Here is a 19,373-nt window from a genome sequence, read left to right as displayed (position 1 = left end):
CCTTTATTCAAACTACTTGCTCTTAAACGATAAAACGCATTAACGTAGTGAAGAGTTTCATTGTGACATTGTAATGTAAAGGTTATGTGATTTCAATAGTTCACATTACAGCGGAATATATACAAAGTATGGTTAGCGTATACATTGTCCAGTGGAGATGTACAAACAATAAGTGCATGCACTCTTTGAATGAATGATCGATATTATATTGCATATACTTGTTTGATCGCTCATCGTTTCTTTATGCTTATGTAAACATATGTAAAATGGATTCTTTCGCTCATTATGGTGAAAAGAAGCATTTCTGGATTGTATATCGTTGTCATGCTTCTACAAAGAAATGATAGTTCATAGTATTTCCAGCACAGAATATGTCCATTGCAAACGGACTTTTTGAACGAATTGTGACATCGAGATGTAAAGCGCTTTATTTATTCTGTATGCAATATGTGTTACTTCTATCTTTTCAACTATACATCTCAACCATACATCAAACTATATATCCTGATTTTCAGTTTTGGAATTTTACTATTATCTATACGATATTTACTTGAATGAAAAAAGCAGCAGACGTTATTACTCGTCTGCTGCTTTGCTATATATTACTATTCAGTCGGCACGATTACGATTCGCTTTGCCGTTTCTGTATCTTCTTTGTACCAAATCATAACGATATCGCCAACCTTCAGATCGGAAGCTTTCATCTCGGAATTGCTGTTGGCAGCACCAGTCATCCCTGTCGATCCGCCTGCTGCATTTCCTGTACCGGCTGCATTACCATTCCCTGTTCCAGTACTTGTACCCGTTCCTGTACTTGTGGAAGTACCGCCAGTGTTACCAGGGGGTTGACCAGTGCCAGTACTTGTACTGCCTGTAGCCCCAGTCGAAGTACCATTCATCCCTCCTGCTGCATTGCCACCAAAACCACCGCCACCAGTATTCCCCTGTTGAAAGAGACTAGTGATTTCGGAAATGTCCACACCTTCCGCTAACTTGATCGTCTGCTGTTCGCCAGTGGTCGTATAGTCGGAAGCACTTGTACTACCGAAGCCGCCGGAACGTGAGCCACCACCCATGCCTTGCCCTGCTGCATTGCCACTTCCAGCCGGGGCACCTGCACCGCCTGGCGCGCTGTTGCCGCCTTGCGTCGTACCGCCACCAGTGCCGTTACCAGTATTCCCAGTCGCGGCTCCACCAGTACTGGTCGAGTTATCTGCGCCAGGAGTCGCTGCATTTCCTGTACTATTGCCAGTGGCGCTGCCATTGGATGTGTCGGTGCTTGTGCTAGAAGAGGAGCTAGATGTGCTACCCGTATTGCCTCTACCATTGCGATTGTTAGTACGCGTCGATTCCATCAGTTCAACCTTGATCGTACTATCGCTGACAGACACGACTCTGCCAATGACGTCGGCATTCATCATGCCACGCATCCCGCCATTTCGTCCACCATCCATACCACCGCCCATCATACCGGCACCAGCACCTGAGCCTGCGGAAGCGTTCATGCTAATATTTTGTGATGTAATCGGGTTACAGGCACTGAGCATGAATGCACTGCCTAACAGTACAGTCATCATTGATGCTGCATATGCTGTTTTGCCGCGTTTCTTTTTCCTATGTGGTGAGGATGAATGATGTTGCGTTGTAGTCTGTGCTAGCTTGTTGTTCATCATGCTTCACCTCCCTGTTTGTTTCCACCGGTCAGCCATTTGAGACTTTGCTTGTTTTGCGCCCAACTGTATACATCGCGGAAGCCCATATACGACAGCAGAATCAGCAATGGATATACCGGGAACAGATACCGAGATTTGATTTCCCATAATAGGTAAAATCCGATAAAGCCCAGCAGCACCAGCACAAGCGTCACTTCTTCGTATCGTTTGGCACGGAAGCTGCCAATCAGACGTACCAGTGCAAAGCAGTACATTAGGAAGCTGATCGTATAAGCAATCCACAGTGTTCCTGTACGATATGCGGAATTACCGGCAAACAGTTCCGTTACAGCATTGGTATAACTATAGCTGCCCATGATGCCCATATTTCGCTGTCCGCCAGAAGCGCTATTATCGCTACCGATGCCGTAGCGTTCCAGCTGATACGTACCTTCCGTCCAAGTCCAGATCAACTTTTTATAATACATCGCCGTTAATTCGCCAAAGCTCGCATCAGACAGCTTCTGCTCAATCGACTGCTTGAACAGTTCACTGCTCTCTGCCTTGTTGTAATTCGCCGGACGCTGGTAAATCTGGTAGCTCTCCATATTGTCCCAGAAGCCGAAGCGCTCCAGATTGATGCCCATATTCAGCCACATGTATATCGGTGCCGAATTCGTAGTAACAGAGCTTTCCACTTTGCCGGTTGCTTGCAGTAAGGCATTTTGCGCAAGCGCTGGTGTGCTAAACAATACACCCATAATGCCAATGGACAAAATCACTTTTTTCACACCGATACTGCGCAATCTCAGCAACATCGTAATGGCAATTGCCAGCAAGAAAATAATACCGATGCTGCGGAAATAGTTCCCCACTGCCAGCAGCACAGCCGTAATGATAATATCGCGAATATGGTGCTGCTTAATACATTTGATACCAAAATAAAATGCTGTCGTCAGCAGCGCTGTACCAATCACATCGTTATAGATCAAATTGTTCATAAATAGCGCCGGAATAAAAGTCGCAGCGAATACGAGAACACCGTAATCTCTACGCTGCATACCCGGATTGATCTGCTTGTAGATCAGGTAGATCATTAGCGTCGTCAGCAGCATAAACAGAATATTGAAGATTTTGATCACCAGATAATTATCGGGGAAGATCGCTAGCAATGCTTCCAAATACAGCACAATCGAATAGTTAAATGGGAACATATGCAGATACCCACCAGATTCAAACGTGGAATAATCGCCGTTGTACAACATATTCATCGCCAGTCCAAGCACCGTCTGAGAATCATCAGTCGGCTGACGAGGGAAAATAAAGATGATCGCCAGTTGAAGTACAAATGACCCGATCAGCACGAGCGGGATGACATTCCGCGCACGATAGGCGTTCAGCTTCAAACAAAGTCGATACAATACGACACTTAGCAGCAGCATAACGATAATAAGCGGTATGAAAATGTACAGTCGCTGACTCTCCAGCAACGGATTATCCGCATACACCGCATAAATATATTCCGCACGTACAAAAAAGCACGATACGATAAACAGCGCTACAAAGAAAATAAGTAATCCATAACAAAACCTCTGAATAAACGTCGGCATGCAAAAACCCCTTTGCGGTGATATATGTGTCTTGTCCGCTGTATCCCTTGTTCCGATGCAAAGATGATGCGTAATTCGTCCATGATGTGGTGAACGGGGCAGATCAATCTATCTCTATCGTTCGATTTGACCTATCGCAGACCCATTATAAATGCTGAACATGAAAAATTGCTGAAAATTCATAAAGGAAAGCATAAAAATTTAATATCCTGCATATCTTCTTTACATGCTTCTTTAAATGCTCGTATAAAAGCACATGATGTTTTAATGACCCGGTTTAACGTTTAATGGAGTACAGATTGATGCAAATACGATACTTTATACTACGAAGGGTGGTTTTCTATTATGGCTCATCAAGCGACAACGCATGCCGAAGCAGTAGAGACAGTCCGAGATTTGATAAAAGATATCGAAACCGCAATGTTAACAACGATCTCCGGTGATCGACTTGTATCGCGTCCGATGAAGACGCAGGATATCGAGTTTGACGGTGATCTGTGGTTCTTATCGAAGAAAGATACTGCTAAATATAGCGAACTGCTCGCTGATCCGCGTGTGAATCTGGCATACGCCGGCAAATCCTATGTATCGATCAGCGGGAAAGCCGAGTTCGTCGAAGATCTGGAACGAAAAAAGGAATTGTGGAACAAGCTGTATGAAACGATTCTGGATGTGTCCTATGACGATCCAAATCTGGTATTGATCAAAATTCATACCGAAACTGCCGAATATTGGGAAAGCGGCAGTGCCACCAAAATGATCTCCCATCTGCTCAAAAAAGCAGTCGGCAAACATTCCGATCCACGTTCAGAACCCGGTTTGAACGAAACCGTAGATCTGACACAACCGCCGCAAACGGAACGTTTGTAATTCACAATAATAGAAGTAGAAAAAGCCGGAGCTACCCATTTACGGGATGCTCCGGCTTTATTGTGTTTTGCGTCTATACACATTTCAGCTGACACTTGATTCGTTCTTATTTTTCATCCATTCATTCATTCATTCTATATAAGCTTGATTGGATATCAGCACATCATTGTACCGATTGGATCATGTTCTGCATTTGCTGTTCAGTCACACCATTGATCAGCTTAATCGAATAGGAGTAGCCATCCTGCTGCCATGAAGCGAGTTGATATTTGGCATTGCTGCCTTTAAGAATGACATCATATCCATTGATCTCTATAGTGCGAACGTCAGCATAATTCGTATAATCACCGCTGTTATCGCCAGAATCTGCCGACATACGGAAAGTCAGCATATCAGTGCCGTCATTACCGGTATATTGAATCTGAGCAAGAGTTCCGCCGATTGCTGTATACATCGGCTGCTCACCTTTGAACGGCAATGCTTGTACTGTTTTCACGTTAAATCCTACCGTGTCTTGCAGCTGTTGTAGCGTCTGCACAGCACTGGCATCAAATGTATTCATTTGCGGCTCATCCGTGCCTTCTATAGGCATACGTGAGGAAGCATCTTTATCACCTTCTACGTTTCCGCGCTTACTCTCAACCCGCATATCGTTCTGCGGCGCCATCGGTCCCTCTGCACCAGTAGGCGGATCGGCAGGATTCATCGTCGCAACGGACGGAGTCGTCTCGCTCTGGTGATTTTGATTTTGATTCTGGTAGGCGATCAGCACACCGCCCAGCAGCACTAACAATGTTGCCGCTGCAAACGCATATTTACGATAACGCGCCAGCCAACGATTGGGCCGCGCCGGTTTGTCTGTTGTATGCAGATCCGCTTTGCGAATAGTATTCATGATGCGTTCATGCATATCCGGTGTTACTTCTACTCTGCTCATCAATCTGTTGTATTTAGTCGGCAAAATCGTATTCCTCCTTCAAAACGAGCTTGAGCTTCTCCCGTGCCCGGTGCAACAAGGAGCGAATCGTCGTTTCCTTTTTGCCCAGAATCTCTGCAATCTTGGCGGTCGGGTAGCCCTCCTCATAAAACAGATGCATGACTTCGCTATACATCTGCGGCAACCGGGTGACTGCCTCCCATACAAAACGCAAATCCTCTTCCTCGTCGGCAATGAGCCCTTCGTCCAGCTCTGTCGTCTGACGACGTTGATTGTAGCGCAGTCGATTTTTGCATTGATTGATCGCTACACGTAATAGCCACGCCTTCTCATGAGAAGCTCCATTAAACGATGACGGTGCCGAGCGCATATACTGAATTAGCGTATCCTGTAGTACATCTTCCGCATCTGACAGACTGTGCATATACGAATATGCCAGCCGCAAAATCGAATTCCCATACTGCTCCAGCATCTGCTCTGCGCGCTGATTTGCCAGCTCTCGCTCCTGCTCTGCGTTTACTATAGCTAGCCTATCGAGATCCAGTACCTCCGTTGGCTGCTCTTCTGTGCGAATGGACAGACGCAGTATGCCTGTCAGCCATATGATCAGTGACTGCATATAACGCAATCCATTCTGCATCCGGTTCTCCATTATCTGTATTGTACTCAACAAATCAAGACCTCCCAGCGTTTCGCATCCATTGTTATTTATTAGCATAACATATCCCCGTTTTTTGCAAAGAGAAGGATTTGTTGTCAGTCGTCCTAACTTGCCATCCACTTCATCCCAAAGCAAGTGTACAGGGATGATAGCCAAATACACTCCTGTTATATACACACCTTCAGCCTGCCTATTGTTGCAAGTCGGCGGCAATGTTTGATAAGGCATAAAAAAAGCGAAAGGCTATCTCCACCGTCTGGTGCAGTAAGCCTTTCGCTTTGTATGCAATATGCCATACGGCGATACTGCGGGTATATCTGTTATTGCGATATTTTATAGTTGTGTTGTCTTAACGATGATATCGTTCATGATTAGATACAAAGGTTTCGTCTTAGGACAGACGACCACTGAAATCTTCGAATTTGAATTCGCGGATCACGCGGATACCTTCTTCATCGTTATAACTAACGATGGACGGCAGATTGACACCGTTGAACATATGGTTTTTGACCATGCTGTAGATCGCCATATCAGTAAACACGAGACGATCACCCGGCTGTAATGGCTCAGGAAACGAATAGTCACCGATGATGTCGCCTGCTAGACAGGTCAGACCGCCCAAACGATACGTATATGGATGCTCGCCTGCTTTGCCGGAGCCAATAATATGCGGACGATATGGCATTGCCAGCACGTCAGGCATGTGGCATTCAGCAGATGTATCGAGAATCGCGATATCCATTCCGTTCTTCATCGTATCCAGTACAGTCGCTACGAGATACCCGGCATTCAGCGCAATTGCTTCGCCCGGCTCCAAGTATACTTCCACATTGTACGTTTCTTTGATATGCATGATGCAGCGGCACAGTGTATCCAGATCATAGCCCTCACGGGTAATATGATGTCCACCGCCGAAGTTCACCCATTTCATATTATGCATATATTTGCCGAACTTCTCTTCCACCACTTGCAGCGTACGCTCCAATGTGTCGGAATCCTGTTCGCACATCGTATGGAAATGCAGACCGTCAATACCGTCCAGATCATCTGGATGGAAATTGTCCAGTGTAGTACCCATACGAGAGTTGTTATAGCACGGATCGTACAGCGGCACTTCAATCTCGGAATACTCTGGATTGATGCGGATTCCGCAGCTGATCTGTTTATCTGCATGTTGTACGCGATCCTTGAAACGGTGCCATTGGGAGAACGAGTTGAATACGATATGATCGCTGTATGTCATGATCTCTTCGAATTCGGCATCGACATAAGCCGGTGCGTACACATGCGTTTCCTTGCCCATTTTCTCATAACCGAGGCGTGCCTCGAACAGAGAACTGGACGTTACACCTTTCAAATATTGACCAACGAGCGGATACAGAGCATGCATCGAGAAGCCCTTCTGGGCAAGCAGGATGTGTGCGCCTGTGCGCTGCTGAACAGAATCGAGAATTTCCAAGTTTTTGACAAGCAGACGCTCGTCCACGACATAGCTTGGAGAGGGAACCGCGCTATAGTCGATTGGTTTCAGGTTATCAGTCATTTACGTATCCTTACCCTGACCTTAGTCAAGCAGCGTTGGCGAGAAATCTTCTTGCCAAGGCAGCCCTTGTTTGTTCAATTGCTCCATGAATGGATCCGGGTTCATTTCCTCTACGTTGTACACGCCCGGTTTCATCCATTCCCCCTTCATCATCAGCATTGCGCCGATCATAGCTGGAACGCCAGTTGTGTAAGAGATTGCCTGCGAACCAACTTCGCGATAACACTCTTGGTGATCACATACGTTGTACACATAGTATGTTTTCTCTTCGCCGTTTTTGGTGCCTTGAGCGATGATCCCAATGTTCGTTTTACCTTTGGTTCTTGGTCCGAGCGATGCCGGGTCAGGCAGAATCGCTTTCAGGAATTGCAGTGGAATGATTTCTTTACCTTCAAAGTTGATCGGCTCAATTGCAGTCATGCCGACATTTTCCAGTACTTTCAGATGAGTCAGGTAGTTTTGCGAGAACGTCATCCAGAAGCGGATTTTTTTGATGCCAGGGATGTTTTTCGCCAGGGACTCCAGCTCTTCATGATACAGCAGGTAGATGTCTTTTGGACCGATCTCCGGCAGATCGTATACTTTTTTCTCCGACAGTGGAGGTGTCTCGATCCATTCGCCATTTTCGTAGTAACGACCGTTGGCAGTAATTTCGCGGATGTTGATCTCCGGGTTAAAGTTGGTTGCAAATGGATACCCGTGGTCGCCAGCATTGGCATCCACAATATCGATTGTGTGAATCTCATCGAAATAGTGTTTGACAGCATATGCGGAGAATACGCCAGTTACACCTGGGTCAAAGCCGCAGCCCAGCAGAGCCATAATGCCAGCTTCTTCAAATTTCTGTTTATAAGCCCACTGCCAGCTGTACTCGAATTTTGCCGTTTCAGGCGGTTCGTAGTTTGCTGTATCCAGGTAGTGAGTCTTGGTCGCAAGACATGCGTCCATAATGGTCAAATCCTGGTACGGAAGCGCAACGTTGATAACAACGTCTGGACGGAAGTTCTCGATCAGAGCGATGATTTCATCCGTGTTGTCGGCGTCCAGCTGCGCGGTACTAATCTTGGTCTTCCCTCCGTCCAATTTATTTTTCAAAGCTTCACATTTTTCAACTGTACGGCTTGCGATGCAGATTTCCTCGAATACATCTGGATTCTGAACACATTTGTGCACGACCACACTAGCTACGCCGCCGGCGCCGATAATTAACGCTTTTCCCAAAATATTGACCTCCTTAAAGTCCGTTTCGTTTTGCTTGAATCATCAGGGTTACGCCTGATCAACGAGATGGGCAGGTACAAAGTCTCACCTGCCAATCAAAAACGCCAACGTTGATTATACATAACTGATCGCAGTAAATCAATAAAAATCGACAAATTCCGTTATTCGCTAGATTTTAGTCCATATTTTCTTACTAATCCTCTGAAATGCGCGTGAATGCTGTGTTTTGCAAGCTTTAGTACAGTAAATGGTGTGGGTACATTTTGATTTGTTATCTATTTGATTTTAAAAAATGAATATTTATACATGATATTCAAACACACTGATTTACAGTTGATTTTCCATTGAATAGAATAACCATCCTTGAGCATATAACTTAGGAGTATGTCTCATTTATAGCAGATCAAAATCTATAATAGATCCATAATTTGCTTACAATTAGTAACGATAAGAGGATAACTATTTCTCTATTTATTCATTTTACCGGATAAATATTAAGCGAAAATCATCGCTGTCTTGATCAGAATATCAATTTTGTAAAATAAACAGATCTATTTCCTGACACTTCTCTCCATTTCATTCTATTATTCGTTCCATATATTCATATCAGTAGATTGGTACGCTTACCTACTACTGTCATAATGCAGAATGCGATGCTGCTCAACTTTGCCCGAAAATGGACGATACACTTGATAATTCATATGTGTTAGATTCACCAGCGCTACACCGCGTGCTTCTACAATCGGATATGTCTGGCTGCCTAGATCACAGTTCAGTCGCACAGAATCAAAATAAATACGTTCCACTGGTGTATGCCCATGCACAATCGGACGATTGCCTGTCAGTTGCAATAATGCTGCTGCATCACATTGATACAAATCGGCTTCTGTCATCCATAAAATCTCGCGTGTCTGCTGATCCAGCGTTCGCTGTATATCCAAGCCCGAATGCGTATACACGTACTGCTCATCCTCATGCACAATCGGTAGCTGTTCCAACCAATCCACCAGTTGTAGGATATAGGCGGAATCATATTTCTCTTGTAAGTCTTTTAACGTTTCCTTACCACCAAACCGTAACCAAAAAGGATCATCATGACGGTAATAATCCAACAACATTTGCTCGTGATTGCCGCACAGAACCGTGATCTGCTGAGGGTACTGTTGTTGCAGCTGATACGTATACTGAAGCACATCCGCACTCTGTGGACCACGATTGATCATATCTCCGCCCAGCACTAGCTTGTCATGTCCCCAATTCAGATCAGGCTGCTCCAGCAGTGCAATCATAGCGGTATAATCACCATGAATATCGGTCATAAAATAGTCCATGATCACGCTCCCTTCTACATCGTGCAAACTCATTCTTTTCTTTAAATTCATCGTTCAGTAACAATCATATACAAACCACTTTATGTACTGGATAGAATATCCAGTATACCACAATATAAGCTACACATTCATCCTTGCAGCAAGATAGCAAGAAGATTTAGTCAAGAGCATCTACTCCTTCTGAAATGGAATTCATTCCATTTTTGGAAACGATTGCATCTTTTATTTATTTCCATTACACTATCCGTATACTTTTGAAAGGGGTTTTGGATTGAATACAACAACGTATGAAGAACTAATTGTTCGACCGTTTCAACAATCGGATCTACCTTTACTCGGCGAATTGTATGAGAATATCATGCAATGCGAAGATACGGTATTCTGGTGGGTTGGTGAACCTGCCAACTGGAGCAATGTGTACGGCGCGTTTGCCAACGGGAAAATGCTCGCCAAAGGTCAAGTCGACATCGTAAGCACCATCACTTCTGGCTTTGTTAGTGAGCATTATCATGCGATCTATCTGAACCTTAAAACGGTTGTAGAATGCCAATCGCATGATGAGTTACTAAATCCGTTATATCTATCCCTTTTAGCAAGAGCCAAGCAATTAAAAGCTACACTACCCACTACATACCCGACTATGCTGTGCATCGGTAATTATGCAACCGAGACAGAAAATAACGCGTTTTTTCAAAACAAGCAGTATCGTTATTTGAATAGCCAGTTTCATATGATTCATCATTTTGTAAGTCCGCTGCCTGACGTTTTGTTGCCAGAAGAACTGGAATTTCAGCACTGGTCGATATCAACACTGTCAGAACAGCAACAGTATTTGGAGATTGATAAGAGCATCTGGCCAGAAGCACCAATTGGGTTGGAGCAATTGAATGAAAATCAGCAACAACCGCTGTGGACAAGCATGGTTGTGCGTCATCAGGGGCAACCGATCGGCGGGCTTATGGTATGGAAGGAAGATGATGAAGGCGTGATCGAAGATGTCTGGGTGCATCCCAACTGGCGTAAACGCGGCATTGCCCGTTATCTGTTGACACAGGCACTTCATTATATTCAGCATCATCATCTGTCTGCTGCCACTCTGACTGTGCTTACGAATAATACCAATGCGTTGTCCTTGTATCAATCTGCCGGATTCGAGATAGAAAAGGAAGAAGTTCGCTATGGCATACTACTAGACTGATATTAATAATGATTATGCATAACACCAATTTAAACAGCCCCTTTCCGGGATGGAAAAGGGGCTATTTGCTTCATATTTTATGCTAGCTTTCACACTTTCATGTTAGCGTATTACTGCTATTATACTACAGTGTCGCTAATCACGACGATAAACCCATTCTTCCAAGCACGATCCAATTGAATCGTAGTCAATTTCGTAATGTCTTGCTTTGTCATATACCAGCGGTTGGCTGTCACATCATGAAGTAGGCTAGCAGGAAGGTTTTTCGATGAATCATTTTCTATATTCGACACGAGATTATACGTATCATATTGAGCAATTGTCTTGCCTTTTGTATCCAGAAATTCATATTGGGCATTCTTCGAGTACGAACCCGGAATATCAAGTGTATACTGCCAAGAGAAATGCTCCGGTGCTTGCACCTGCTTGCCTTTATTGGAAGTCAGAATGTGATACAGTTGTGTATTGTAAGCATTACCGTATACTTGCTCTACAACTCCGCCCATCGTCATATGATATTCGTATTGGGTAGCTTTGATTTTGGCGCTACCGATCCACAGTGGTTGACTGTCGATCGTGATGATGTTACGGCTATAACCGACTGTAGCACCCATCGTCTCTGCAACGAATCGCAAGGGAACATAGGTCACTCCTTTGCTAATGTAGGGCTTGGCGTCTAGCTTGATCATTTTACCGTTTTGAACTGCTTTCGTATTGCCGGGTTGCAACATAATCTGCTTGTCATCTTGTATGATCTGAATACCATTCTTCGTCTGTTGTGCAGTTGCGCCGAGACTTTCACTAACAACACGCAGTGGCACCATCATATGATTGTTTTTCATTTCTGGCTTGACGGTTGCTGTTACGTCGATACCATCAATCCGAAGATGAGGCGCGGTCGTAGCTGCTTGCGCTGGGATCGAAGATACTAGACTTAACAACATAATGAAAAAGATAGCACATATCTGTTTATTCATCCGTATAACTCCTCTGCTACTGTAGTATGTAGTTGCACAATAACAGACGTATATAAATGTAAAATGTTTCTTATTAGTTAATTATTTTAAAAAATGAGAAATATCGTCTATCGCTGAATCTGCATGACCGCGTACGAATTCGCTTGTATCTTGCAATGCTTTTTCAATAATAGGCAGTACTCGTGCTTGATCAAGCGTACCATGAATACGCGCAATATGTCCCAAGCCAAGAATCGCTATACCACGCACATTTTCATTATCATGTTGCGAATATTGAAGCATATATTGTTGTGCAAATGCTCCATCGTGCGCATTCATGGACAGCGCAAGTAATCCGTTTACGATCTGCTCTGGATCGTTTGATTGAATCATTTGGATGGCTTTGTGATTCTGCTCTATGTTTCTACTACGACGTTCCATCTGTTCATGAACAAGCATAGCCAATCTATCTTCAAGTAAAATAATGCGATTCCAACGATCCTCTGTGTCGCTTACATTATTCAACTGATCCATTTTCTTCATAAGCATTTGTTTTAATGAAACCACTTTTGCTATATCCTGCGGATCGTCAGGCAACTTGGACTCGTGATGACGATACATTATATAATATTTTTTGAAATTTCTACGAGCTTCTGTCAATGAATAATCGCCGTTCGGACCTCCTTTGATCTGATCAGCATTATAATCATCCTGACCATCATCTTCCCAATCGCATAAATAGCAAATATCCCAGCTCTTTGGCTCATCCAATGTTGGATATCCACAGCATGGACAGTTATATCGTTCCATATCGCAGACTCCTTTCGTTTTACAAAGCAGACTGTTTTCAACTAAACATAAACCATTTTGTTCCTGCTTTCTATATCTATACCAGTCTACTATACATATTTATTAAATTTTCATATGATATTTTAAAAATCACCAAATGTTAGATGCTTCGTCCAATACAGCGATTAGCATGCCGATTATGTAGATGCGTATAAAGACGATTTACAACAAAAGACGCGCTTGGCGATACGATTGCATACCGCTTGAATATTCACAATCCAATGTACGATCTGCTTTGATATGACAAAGGTTACTGTTCCTAATGTAGCTCCTTACTCGAGAATCCGCACTGATATCGATCAGGAAGACACTGCATTCATTGCGGAAGTCAATCTCGCGCTAGCGCTCAACATTACACGGTCGCGAAAGATATAGATTTTGAAACGATTTGGGATTCAGATCACACGACTGCTGAACGTACCGAATGTTATCTTATCGATATACTGATCTTGCAATTATCTATTCCAGCTATCGCATTTATAGAGTAAAGAGCCTTTTCAAATGTGTAATCGTAAAAATGCAATTGATCCCGACAAGCCACTACAATTTGCAAGTTGATAAAATGAGGCGCATACAGCCATATTTTCAGATAATACGGTTCTTGTAGCTTCTTCATCTGCTCATCCCAACTGTAATAAACCTTCATCATTGCTGCTAGCAACAACCGAGCATACCAGGGCGGATTGCGCTACTGTAATCGATAAAAGGGAAGAGGACGATAATAGAGGGTACCATTAAATAGTGGAATAACATTTGTTCACTTTTGATATTATTAGATTATCTTTTCTAATTCGTATTGAATTATCGCTAAATGGACTGGAAACTTCTTGACGAACTGTGTGTATAAATAATATTCGTTTCCTTGTTCTTTCGCTATTGCTAAGTTATCCATATCTGTAAGAGCATCATACAGAACTCTATTTAGTTTATGACATTCATAAGGCGGTAAAATATCACTCATTAAAAGGAAATTTGTTCTATAGTCTTTCCTCTTTGAAATAAGATGTGCATGAAATTCTAATTTATCATCTTTATTAAAAAGTTTTGTCAAATTTTCCAACTCATATTTAGCAAAATCAAGTAATATTTTGATTTCTTTCAAGTAATCATTCTTGGAAATAGAGTTTAGCAAAAGATACTCATGCAGAGGTCTATAGTTATCTTCCCATTTGATTCTTATGTTATGACTTTCAATATATTGGTCAAACTCCTTTAAAAGAATTGGTTCGTTTGTTACATTGCTGTTTATCCACTCACTGCGACAAATAGGTAAGCCAAACTCATTTTGAATTAAATCATCATAAAAATAAAGCCATACATATTCAGGTTTACTTGTCTCGCTCCCTAACTCTAAGACTTTTTTAAAGTAATTATTGTTTTTCACTTTCTCATTTATCTTTTTGATAAGTTCAACTAAAGAATCTTTCGAACTCGCAAATGAACGTTCAACATAAACTTTTGCACTAACCCTTCTTTTCGTACCAGTCGAGATATCTTTTTCTTCCAATATGGTGAAATAGTATTCACTTGTTTCTTGCTTTCTCCATTGCTGTAATTCATTGACGCCCACTTTTGAGATGCTCTCTATTGCATTGTAAAATTAAGAATCCTCTTTAACCTCATTTTGAATTGGTATTTTGATTCTTATTGTCGACGTGTTTTTTCTCCAGTCGATATCCTTGTTATCCAATTCCTGAAAAATGTATTTCTGAGCCCACATCCAATAGGCTTTTTCCTCAGAAACACCGTAAACTACTAAGATGACCGGAAAATCACATACATCGCAAAAGTTCAAAAACTTGATAGGACAATCAAAAACAATAGAATCTTCCTTATAGTTTAGTTCACTTGTTGCCTTTAGCTGTACCTTAATTATCTTAGCTGTAGTTTCAAATTCATTAGTAAAAAATTCAATCTCGCCATCAATATCATTATCTTTTTCTTGCGTTCTATATTTCCACCCATTGGAAATAATTACTTTTTCAATAAATACCTTAGATAAATACTCAAACCTTTGCTTGGAGTCAAACTTTGAACGCACTACTCTGTCACCTCTTTACAGTTGACAATTTTCTCTGTTTAATCCATATGTTTTCATTTTTAATATATAGGAGAATAAATTTTGCTAGTATCAGTGTCGATAACAAAATCTATTTTCATTTCTTCAGCATAGGGAATTATCTCAAACTCATAAAGATTACAAAATACTTCAGCTAGTTCCTTGATATCTTCGACTTGTTGCAATGTATCGTAATACATCTTCTTCAACTCGAATCGATTACACTTCCTACCATAAACTATAACTTGTTGAAAAAAACTATCAATTTCGACTAACATACCTCTCACGACTAGGTGCTAACTAATCAATATAGCTTTATATGTTAAAGATAGACAACTCTGTAGTACCTGAAACTGGAAGACGTCATACAGTATATATGAAAAGATTAATTGCAAGTTCCCACTTTGAAAGAAAAGATACAATTTATTAAGCTGTATCTTTTCTTTCAAGTCTTACTACGACCTCCACATGACTTGTCTGTGGGAACATATCCACCGGCTGTACCCACTGAATCTCATACCCACCATCCAGCAGCACTTTGCAATCCTTTGCCAGTGTTGATGGATTACATGATACATACACCATCCGCTTCGGCTTCGTTTTCAGCACCGTATCCAAAAACTGACGATCCAGACCTGTCCGCGGCGGATCGGCGATGATGACGTCAGGAGTCAGTCCTTTTTTCACCCAACGCGGCAGCAGTTCTTCCGCTTTACCAACATGGAAGGTAGCATTGTCGCGTCCGTTGCGACTGGCATTTTGCCTTGCATCCTCGACAGCTTCGGCAATCGTTTCGATACCGTGCACTTCCTTCGCATATGGAGCAAGCCACAGTCCAATCGTGCCCGTACCACAGTAAGCATCGATTACCGTTTCTTTGCCTGTTAGTCCAGCAGCAGCGCGAACAGATTCATACAATTTTACTGTCTGCTGTGGATTCAATTGGAAAAAGGCTCGCGGTGACAGGGCAAATTCCAGATCGCCGAGCGATTCTAACATCGTATCCTGACCCCACAATGTGGCGGTATGATCGCCGAAGATCAGCGACGTTTTCTTGTTGTTGACGTTGATCGAGATTCCAGTCACTTCCGGCAATGCCAGACGCAGGTTACGAATCAGATCATCCTGACGCGGTAGACGCGTGCTAGTCGTAATCAATGTAATTTGCAGTTGATTGGATTGAAATCCATACCGTACCACAATTGTACGAACGCCATCGCGTGCACCACTGTCTTTGTGCAGAGGGATTTGTAGTTCTTCCAGGGCAGCTTTGACTGTTTCGATTGTACTATTCACTTTCGGATGCTGGATAGGGCAGCCGCTGATGTCGACGATATCGTGGCTGTTCATTTCGTACAGCCCTGCAATCACATGCTCCTGCTTGTCACGTCCAGTTTGCAGCTGCGCTTTGTTGCGGTATGCCCACGGATGCTCCATACCAAGCATAGGCTTGATTTTCACCTGACCGAGTTCGGTATAGCGGTTAAACGCTTCGCGTACAATATCCGTCTTTGCCTGCAACTGACCTTCATAGGACAAATGCTGAATCTGACAACCGCCACATACGTTAAACACCGGGCATGGTGGCTCGACGCGTTGTTTGGATCTTTTCTCGATGCCAGTAACCGTCGCTTTGATGAATTTGGGCTGCGTTTCGGTAACGCTCGCTTTGATCACTTCATCTGGCAGTGCACCTTCGATAAAGACTGCTTTGCGGCGGTAATAGCCTACGCCTTCGCCATTGATACCAAGACGCTTGATCGTAACTACGATTTTGTCGCCAGCGCGTAGTTCCTCGGCATTGTCGCGGTTAACTGGCTTATGAGCAGATTTATTTTTAGACTGCGTAAATGTACTTGGTTGTCGCTGGTTGCTGTCAGCTGGTTTATGGTTTGGCTTCTTTTTGGTAAACAGTTGTGACTTAGGCTTACCGCTACCAGAAGGTTGGCGGGACTGGGATGTACTTTTTTCCGAACGCGGTGCATTGGTGTTAGAGCGATTGGTGGAATGCACCGCTTTGGAGTTGGGATTGCTTCCGGACGATGGGTTGGGTTTACGAGATTTGCTCTGTGCGGGCGATTGAGATTGTGGTTTATAGTTAAGGCTCCCTTTGCTGGAGCGCTGTTTATCTGTCATGATGCTAATTCTCCGTTCCGTTTCATGGAATATTGTCGTGTCCCATCTTACCATAAACGGCGGCGCGGGTTAACCAGAGATTATTATTCGGATGGAATAGAATAGCTACAATCGCTATTTGCTCTGTTTCCCGTTACTTGGTTCCATGTGGATTCTTATGAACGTATGTATACGCAGTACAATCATAGCTGGTTAGTATGAACTCGTTGGCAAATTGATCTGGATTGATTAGAGACTTGCCTACCGCTATATGAGTCTGGCTACATAGCATTACATTTACAGTCGGAACAATGGTTCGTCGTATTGCTGATACCGGTAAGTAAACGGACGAATCGTATACACTGTGATGCCATAAATGATGGGCAAAGACAATAAGATGGCATTCGACGCATGACAGATGAGTAGAATAAAGAAGAGTAGGAATTGTATACTTATCGCAATCACAAATACACGTGTTCGTGCTTTGCTAGTCGGATACAGATCGGCATAGCATTTCAGACACATTCGTGTGTAGACAGGTCGATCCAACGGTCCTTCGTCATATGCCAGCTTCCAAGATTCTTTCCATGTATACTGATGATGGCAGTTCGGGCATGTTGGTAGATGAAATGTCATGTAACCCCTCCCTTCATCTATATTTTACCATAGATGGGTGTATCGTATATACTTGCACGCTTAGAAAGGTCGTATGTATGTATGTATGTATAAAACGTGTACCTAGAAGCTTGATTACCATAACTCTTTCAAACTATTTCTTTGAAAAAACAGGCAGCCACCATTGTAGGTGACTGCCTATTGTAGATAAGTTTTAATTTACATTTAATATGATTGTGGAATTGTACTTTTTTCTATACCCTCATGCTTGAAATTAACCGTTATATTCGCTAATCCATTCGGTTTTCTCGGCAAATGGTGTACGTTTACTAGTCAGATCAGTACGTTCCGGTACGCCTAGGTAAATAAAGCCCAGCATTTTGCCTGTTTCGCTCAGACCGAAAGCTTTATTCATTTCTTGGTGATAACAAGGCTCACCACTTCTCCATACAGCGCCAAGACCCAGCTCGTGAATCTCTAGCAGCATATTCTGAATCGCTGCAAAGACGGCACCGTATTCTTCCAGTTCAATAATCTTGGCGTTATCGACTGGCTCTACAGCTACAGCGATAATGATCGGCGCACGCTCTACTTTGCTGCGAGCAGAAGCGGCTTTCTCGTCGTCTGCACCTTGAGCACGAGCGACATTAGCAAGAGCATCGCCCAGTTTATACCGACCGTCTCCTTCCAATACGAAAAACTTCCAAGGTTCCGTCAAACGATGATTCGGTGCCCAGATGCCTGCTTCCAGAATCTGTTTGATCTGCTCATGTGGAATTGCATCGGGTTTCACTTTACCAACCGAGCGACGATTACGAATTGTTTCAGATATAGACATGGATATTCCTCCTTGATAATCATTCTCAATGAATACCTATTATGTATTGTACACCAATTGCGAACAAATCTCTAATCTTCCGTAAAACCCCAAACCCGCCCTCACGATCCCAATGACCAGCACACGGTAGTAAATCGTATGTGTGATGTGTACGCTTGTCACTTTACAAGGCTTAGTTGTACATGAGGATTTGCACCCCGGGACTGCCCCGCATCCCCCTTCAAGTTCCAACTTGACCAGTTGGCGGTTCGTGCTCGCTTCATTGTGGGTCGCTACCTGCTTACGGAAGAGATCGATTATTCCTCTAACACATCAGTTAACCAGTTCAACTCCTGCACGCGTGTATCCAGTTGACGATAGTCTTTGGCAAGTTGATCGACTTGTCGCTGAAGCGCAGCAATATCGACCGTAGAAAGGAATTTGATCTCAGAACGTGTAAACCGATCCTGCCGTACACTCGCCGACTGGATCAGCTCCGATAGCGCATTACGATGCAAGGATAATATATCTCGGTCTGTCAGCGCATCTGCTAGTGTGCGTTGATCGTCAAACGCCGTCTGTGCATTCGTTCGATTGATCCGACGAATCAACGAACCGAGCTGATTTAGCAGTTCCTGCAATTCACGCAGCAGTTCAGCTGGCTGCTCCGCAGGTTGTTCGCCCTCTTGAATCTTTGCATTCAAATTTAATCGCGATCTGACCTGTTCTACACGTTTCTGTATATCAGATCGTACAATCAATGCTTCTGCCAATCTCAAGCGAATCACCTCATCCTTATATGTATATTCATTATTCGGCAAAGTTAGAATTGTATAGTATTATAGTTACACCTAATGGTACATTGCAAATCAGTGAATACGATTCTCTGCAATCGCACCACGTATGCTAGCAATTTCATTTTCACTTTACAGGAGGTTT

General features: G+C 43.2%; 17 protein-coding genes. 2 read left to right on the top strand and 15 right to left on the bottom strand.

All coding sequences use genetic code 11. From position 1 onward, the window contains the following. Window positions 1-605 precede the first annotated feature (605 nt). Both ACDE64_RS09570 and ACDE64_RS09565 read right to left on the bottom strand, forming a co-directional pair. Window positions 606-1,673 carry a hypothetical protein gene (locus ACDE64_RS09570; protein WP_411349815.1) on the bottom strand — a complete coding sequence of 356 codons (1,068 nt, stop codon included), beginning with the start codon at window positions 1,671-1,673 and terminating at the stop codon, window positions 606-608. Next, window positions 1,670-3,262 carry a glycosyltransferase family 39 protein gene (locus ACDE64_RS09565; RefSeq protein ID WP_411349814.1) on the bottom strand — a complete coding sequence of 531 codons (1,593 nt, stop codon included), beginning with the start codon at window positions 3,260-3,262 and terminating at the stop codon, window positions 1,670-1,672. Before ACDE64_RS09565 ends, ACDE64_RS09570 begins: the two co-directional genes overlap by 4 nt. 345 nt (window positions 3,263-3,607) lie before the next feature. Here ACDE64_RS09565 and ACDE64_RS09560 point away from each other — a divergent pair, with 345 nt between their 5' ends. Then, window positions 3,608-4,132, top strand: coding sequence for a pyridoxamine 5'-phosphate oxidase family protein (locus ACDE64_RS09560; RefSeq protein ID WP_411346237.1), 525 nt, complete (start codon window positions 3,608-3,610; stop codon window positions 4,130-4,132). A 163-nt stretch (window positions 4,133-4,295) separates the two neighbouring features. Here ACDE64_RS09560 and ACDE64_RS09555 read toward each other — a convergent pair whose 3' ends face one another. From ACDE64_RS09555 to ACDE64_RS09535, 5 genes are all read right to left on the bottom strand, one after another. Further along, on the bottom strand, window positions 4,296-5,093 hold the full coding sequence (locus ACDE64_RS09555) for a DUF4367 domain-containing protein (RefSeq protein ID WP_411349813.1): 798 nt from the start codon (window positions 5,091-5,093) through the stop codon (window positions 4,296-4,298). Next, window positions 5,083-5,739 (bottom strand): RNA polymerase sigma factor, encoded by a 657-nt coding sequence (locus tag ACDE64_RS09550; protein ID WP_411349811.1) that lies wholly within the window; start codon window positions 5,737-5,739, stop codon window positions 5,083-5,085. The genes ACDE64_RS09555 and ACDE64_RS09550 overlap by 11 nt, the downstream gene beginning before the upstream one ends. Window positions 5,740-6,121: 382 nt before the next feature. Further along, window positions 6,122-7,273 (bottom strand): carboxynorspermidine decarboxylase, encoded by a 1,152-nt coding sequence (nspC, locus tag ACDE64_RS09545; RefSeq protein WP_411349810.1) that lies wholly within the window; start codon window positions 7,271-7,273, stop codon window positions 6,122-6,124. Between the two features lie 21 nt (window positions 7,274-7,294). Further along, window positions 7,295-8,494 (bottom strand): saccharopine dehydrogenase family protein, encoded by a 1,200-nt coding sequence (locus ACDE64_RS09540; protein WP_411346233.1) that lies wholly within the window; start codon window positions 8,492-8,494, stop codon window positions 7,295-7,297. A 623-nt stretch (window positions 8,495-9,117) separates the two neighbouring features. Next, window positions 9,118-9,825 carry a metallophosphoesterase gene (locus tag ACDE64_RS09535; RefSeq protein ID WP_411349809.1) on the bottom strand — a complete coding sequence of 236 codons (708 nt, stop codon included), beginning with the start codon at window positions 9,823-9,825 and terminating at the stop codon, window positions 9,118-9,120. A 271-nt stretch (window positions 9,826-10,096) separates the two neighbouring features. Between ACDE64_RS09535 and ACDE64_RS09530 the strand changes: the two genes are divergently transcribed. After that, window positions 10,097-11,023 (top strand): GNAT family N-acetyltransferase, encoded by a 927-nt coding sequence (locus tag ACDE64_RS09530; RefSeq protein ID WP_411349808.1) that lies wholly within the window; start codon window positions 10,097-10,099, stop codon window positions 11,021-11,023. Window positions 11,024-11,142: 119 nt separating this feature from the next. Here ACDE64_RS09530 and ACDE64_RS09525 read toward each other — a convergent pair whose 3' ends face one another. The 8 genes from ACDE64_RS09525 to ACDE64_RS09490 form a co-directional block, all read right to left on the bottom strand. Continuing rightward, window positions 11,143-12,000 carry a copper amine oxidase N-terminal domain-containing protein gene (locus tag ACDE64_RS09525; protein ID WP_411349807.1) on the bottom strand — a complete coding sequence of 286 codons (858 nt, stop codon included), beginning with the start codon at window positions 11,998-12,000 and terminating at the stop codon, window positions 11,143-11,145. Window positions 12,001-12,081: 81 nt separating this feature from the next. Then, a complete protein-coding gene (locus ACDE64_RS09520; protein ID WP_411349806.1) occupies window positions 12,082-12,789 on the bottom strand; it encodes a CPCC family cysteine-rich protein in 708 nt (235 codons plus the stop codon). An 811-nt stretch (window positions 12,790-13,600) separates the two neighbouring features. Beyond that, window positions 13,601-14,398 (bottom strand): hypothetical protein, encoded by a 798-nt coding sequence (locus ACDE64_RS09515; protein WP_411349805.1) that lies wholly within the window; start codon window positions 14,396-14,398, stop codon window positions 13,601-13,603. Between the two features lie 30 nt (window positions 14,399-14,428). After that, a complete protein-coding gene (locus tag ACDE64_RS09510) occupies window positions 14,429-14,869 on the bottom strand; it encodes a DUF4365 domain-containing protein (protein ID WP_411349804.1) in 441 nt (146 codons plus the stop codon). Window positions 14,870-15,313: 444 nt separating this feature from the next. Further along, window positions 15,314-17,023 carry a 23S rRNA (uracil(1939)-C(5))-methyltransferase RlmD gene (rlmD, locus tag ACDE64_RS09505; RefSeq protein WP_411349803.1) on the bottom strand — a complete coding sequence of 570 codons (1,710 nt, stop codon included), beginning with the start codon at window positions 17,021-17,023 and terminating at the stop codon, window positions 15,314-15,316. Between the two features lie 276 nt (window positions 17,024-17,299). Beyond that, entirely contained in the window at window positions 17,300-17,638 is a 339-nt protein-coding gene (locus tag ACDE64_RS09500; protein WP_411349802.1) for a TIGR04104 family putative zinc finger protein, read from the bottom strand. Between the two features lie 253 nt (window positions 17,639-17,891). Continuing rightward, window positions 17,892-18,455, bottom strand: coding sequence for a nitroreductase (locus tag ACDE64_RS09495; RefSeq protein WP_411349801.1), 564 nt, complete (start codon window positions 18,453-18,455; stop codon window positions 17,892-17,894). A gap of 296 nt (window positions 18,456-18,751) precedes the next feature. Further along, window positions 18,752-19,213, bottom strand: coding sequence for a DIP1984 family protein (locus ACDE64_RS09490; RefSeq protein ID WP_411349800.1), 462 nt, complete (start codon window positions 19,211-19,213; stop codon window positions 18,752-18,754). Window positions 19,214-19,373: the final 160 nt, after the last annotated feature.

This window comes from Paenibacillus sp. WLX2291 (genome assembly GCF_046603665.1).
Classification (GTDB): domain Bacteria; phylum Bacillota; class Bacilli; order Paenibacillales; family Paenibacillaceae; genus Saccharibacillus.
Note: the sequence above shows the minus strand (reverse complement) of the source record. Positions and strands in the feature narration are given on the sequence as shown.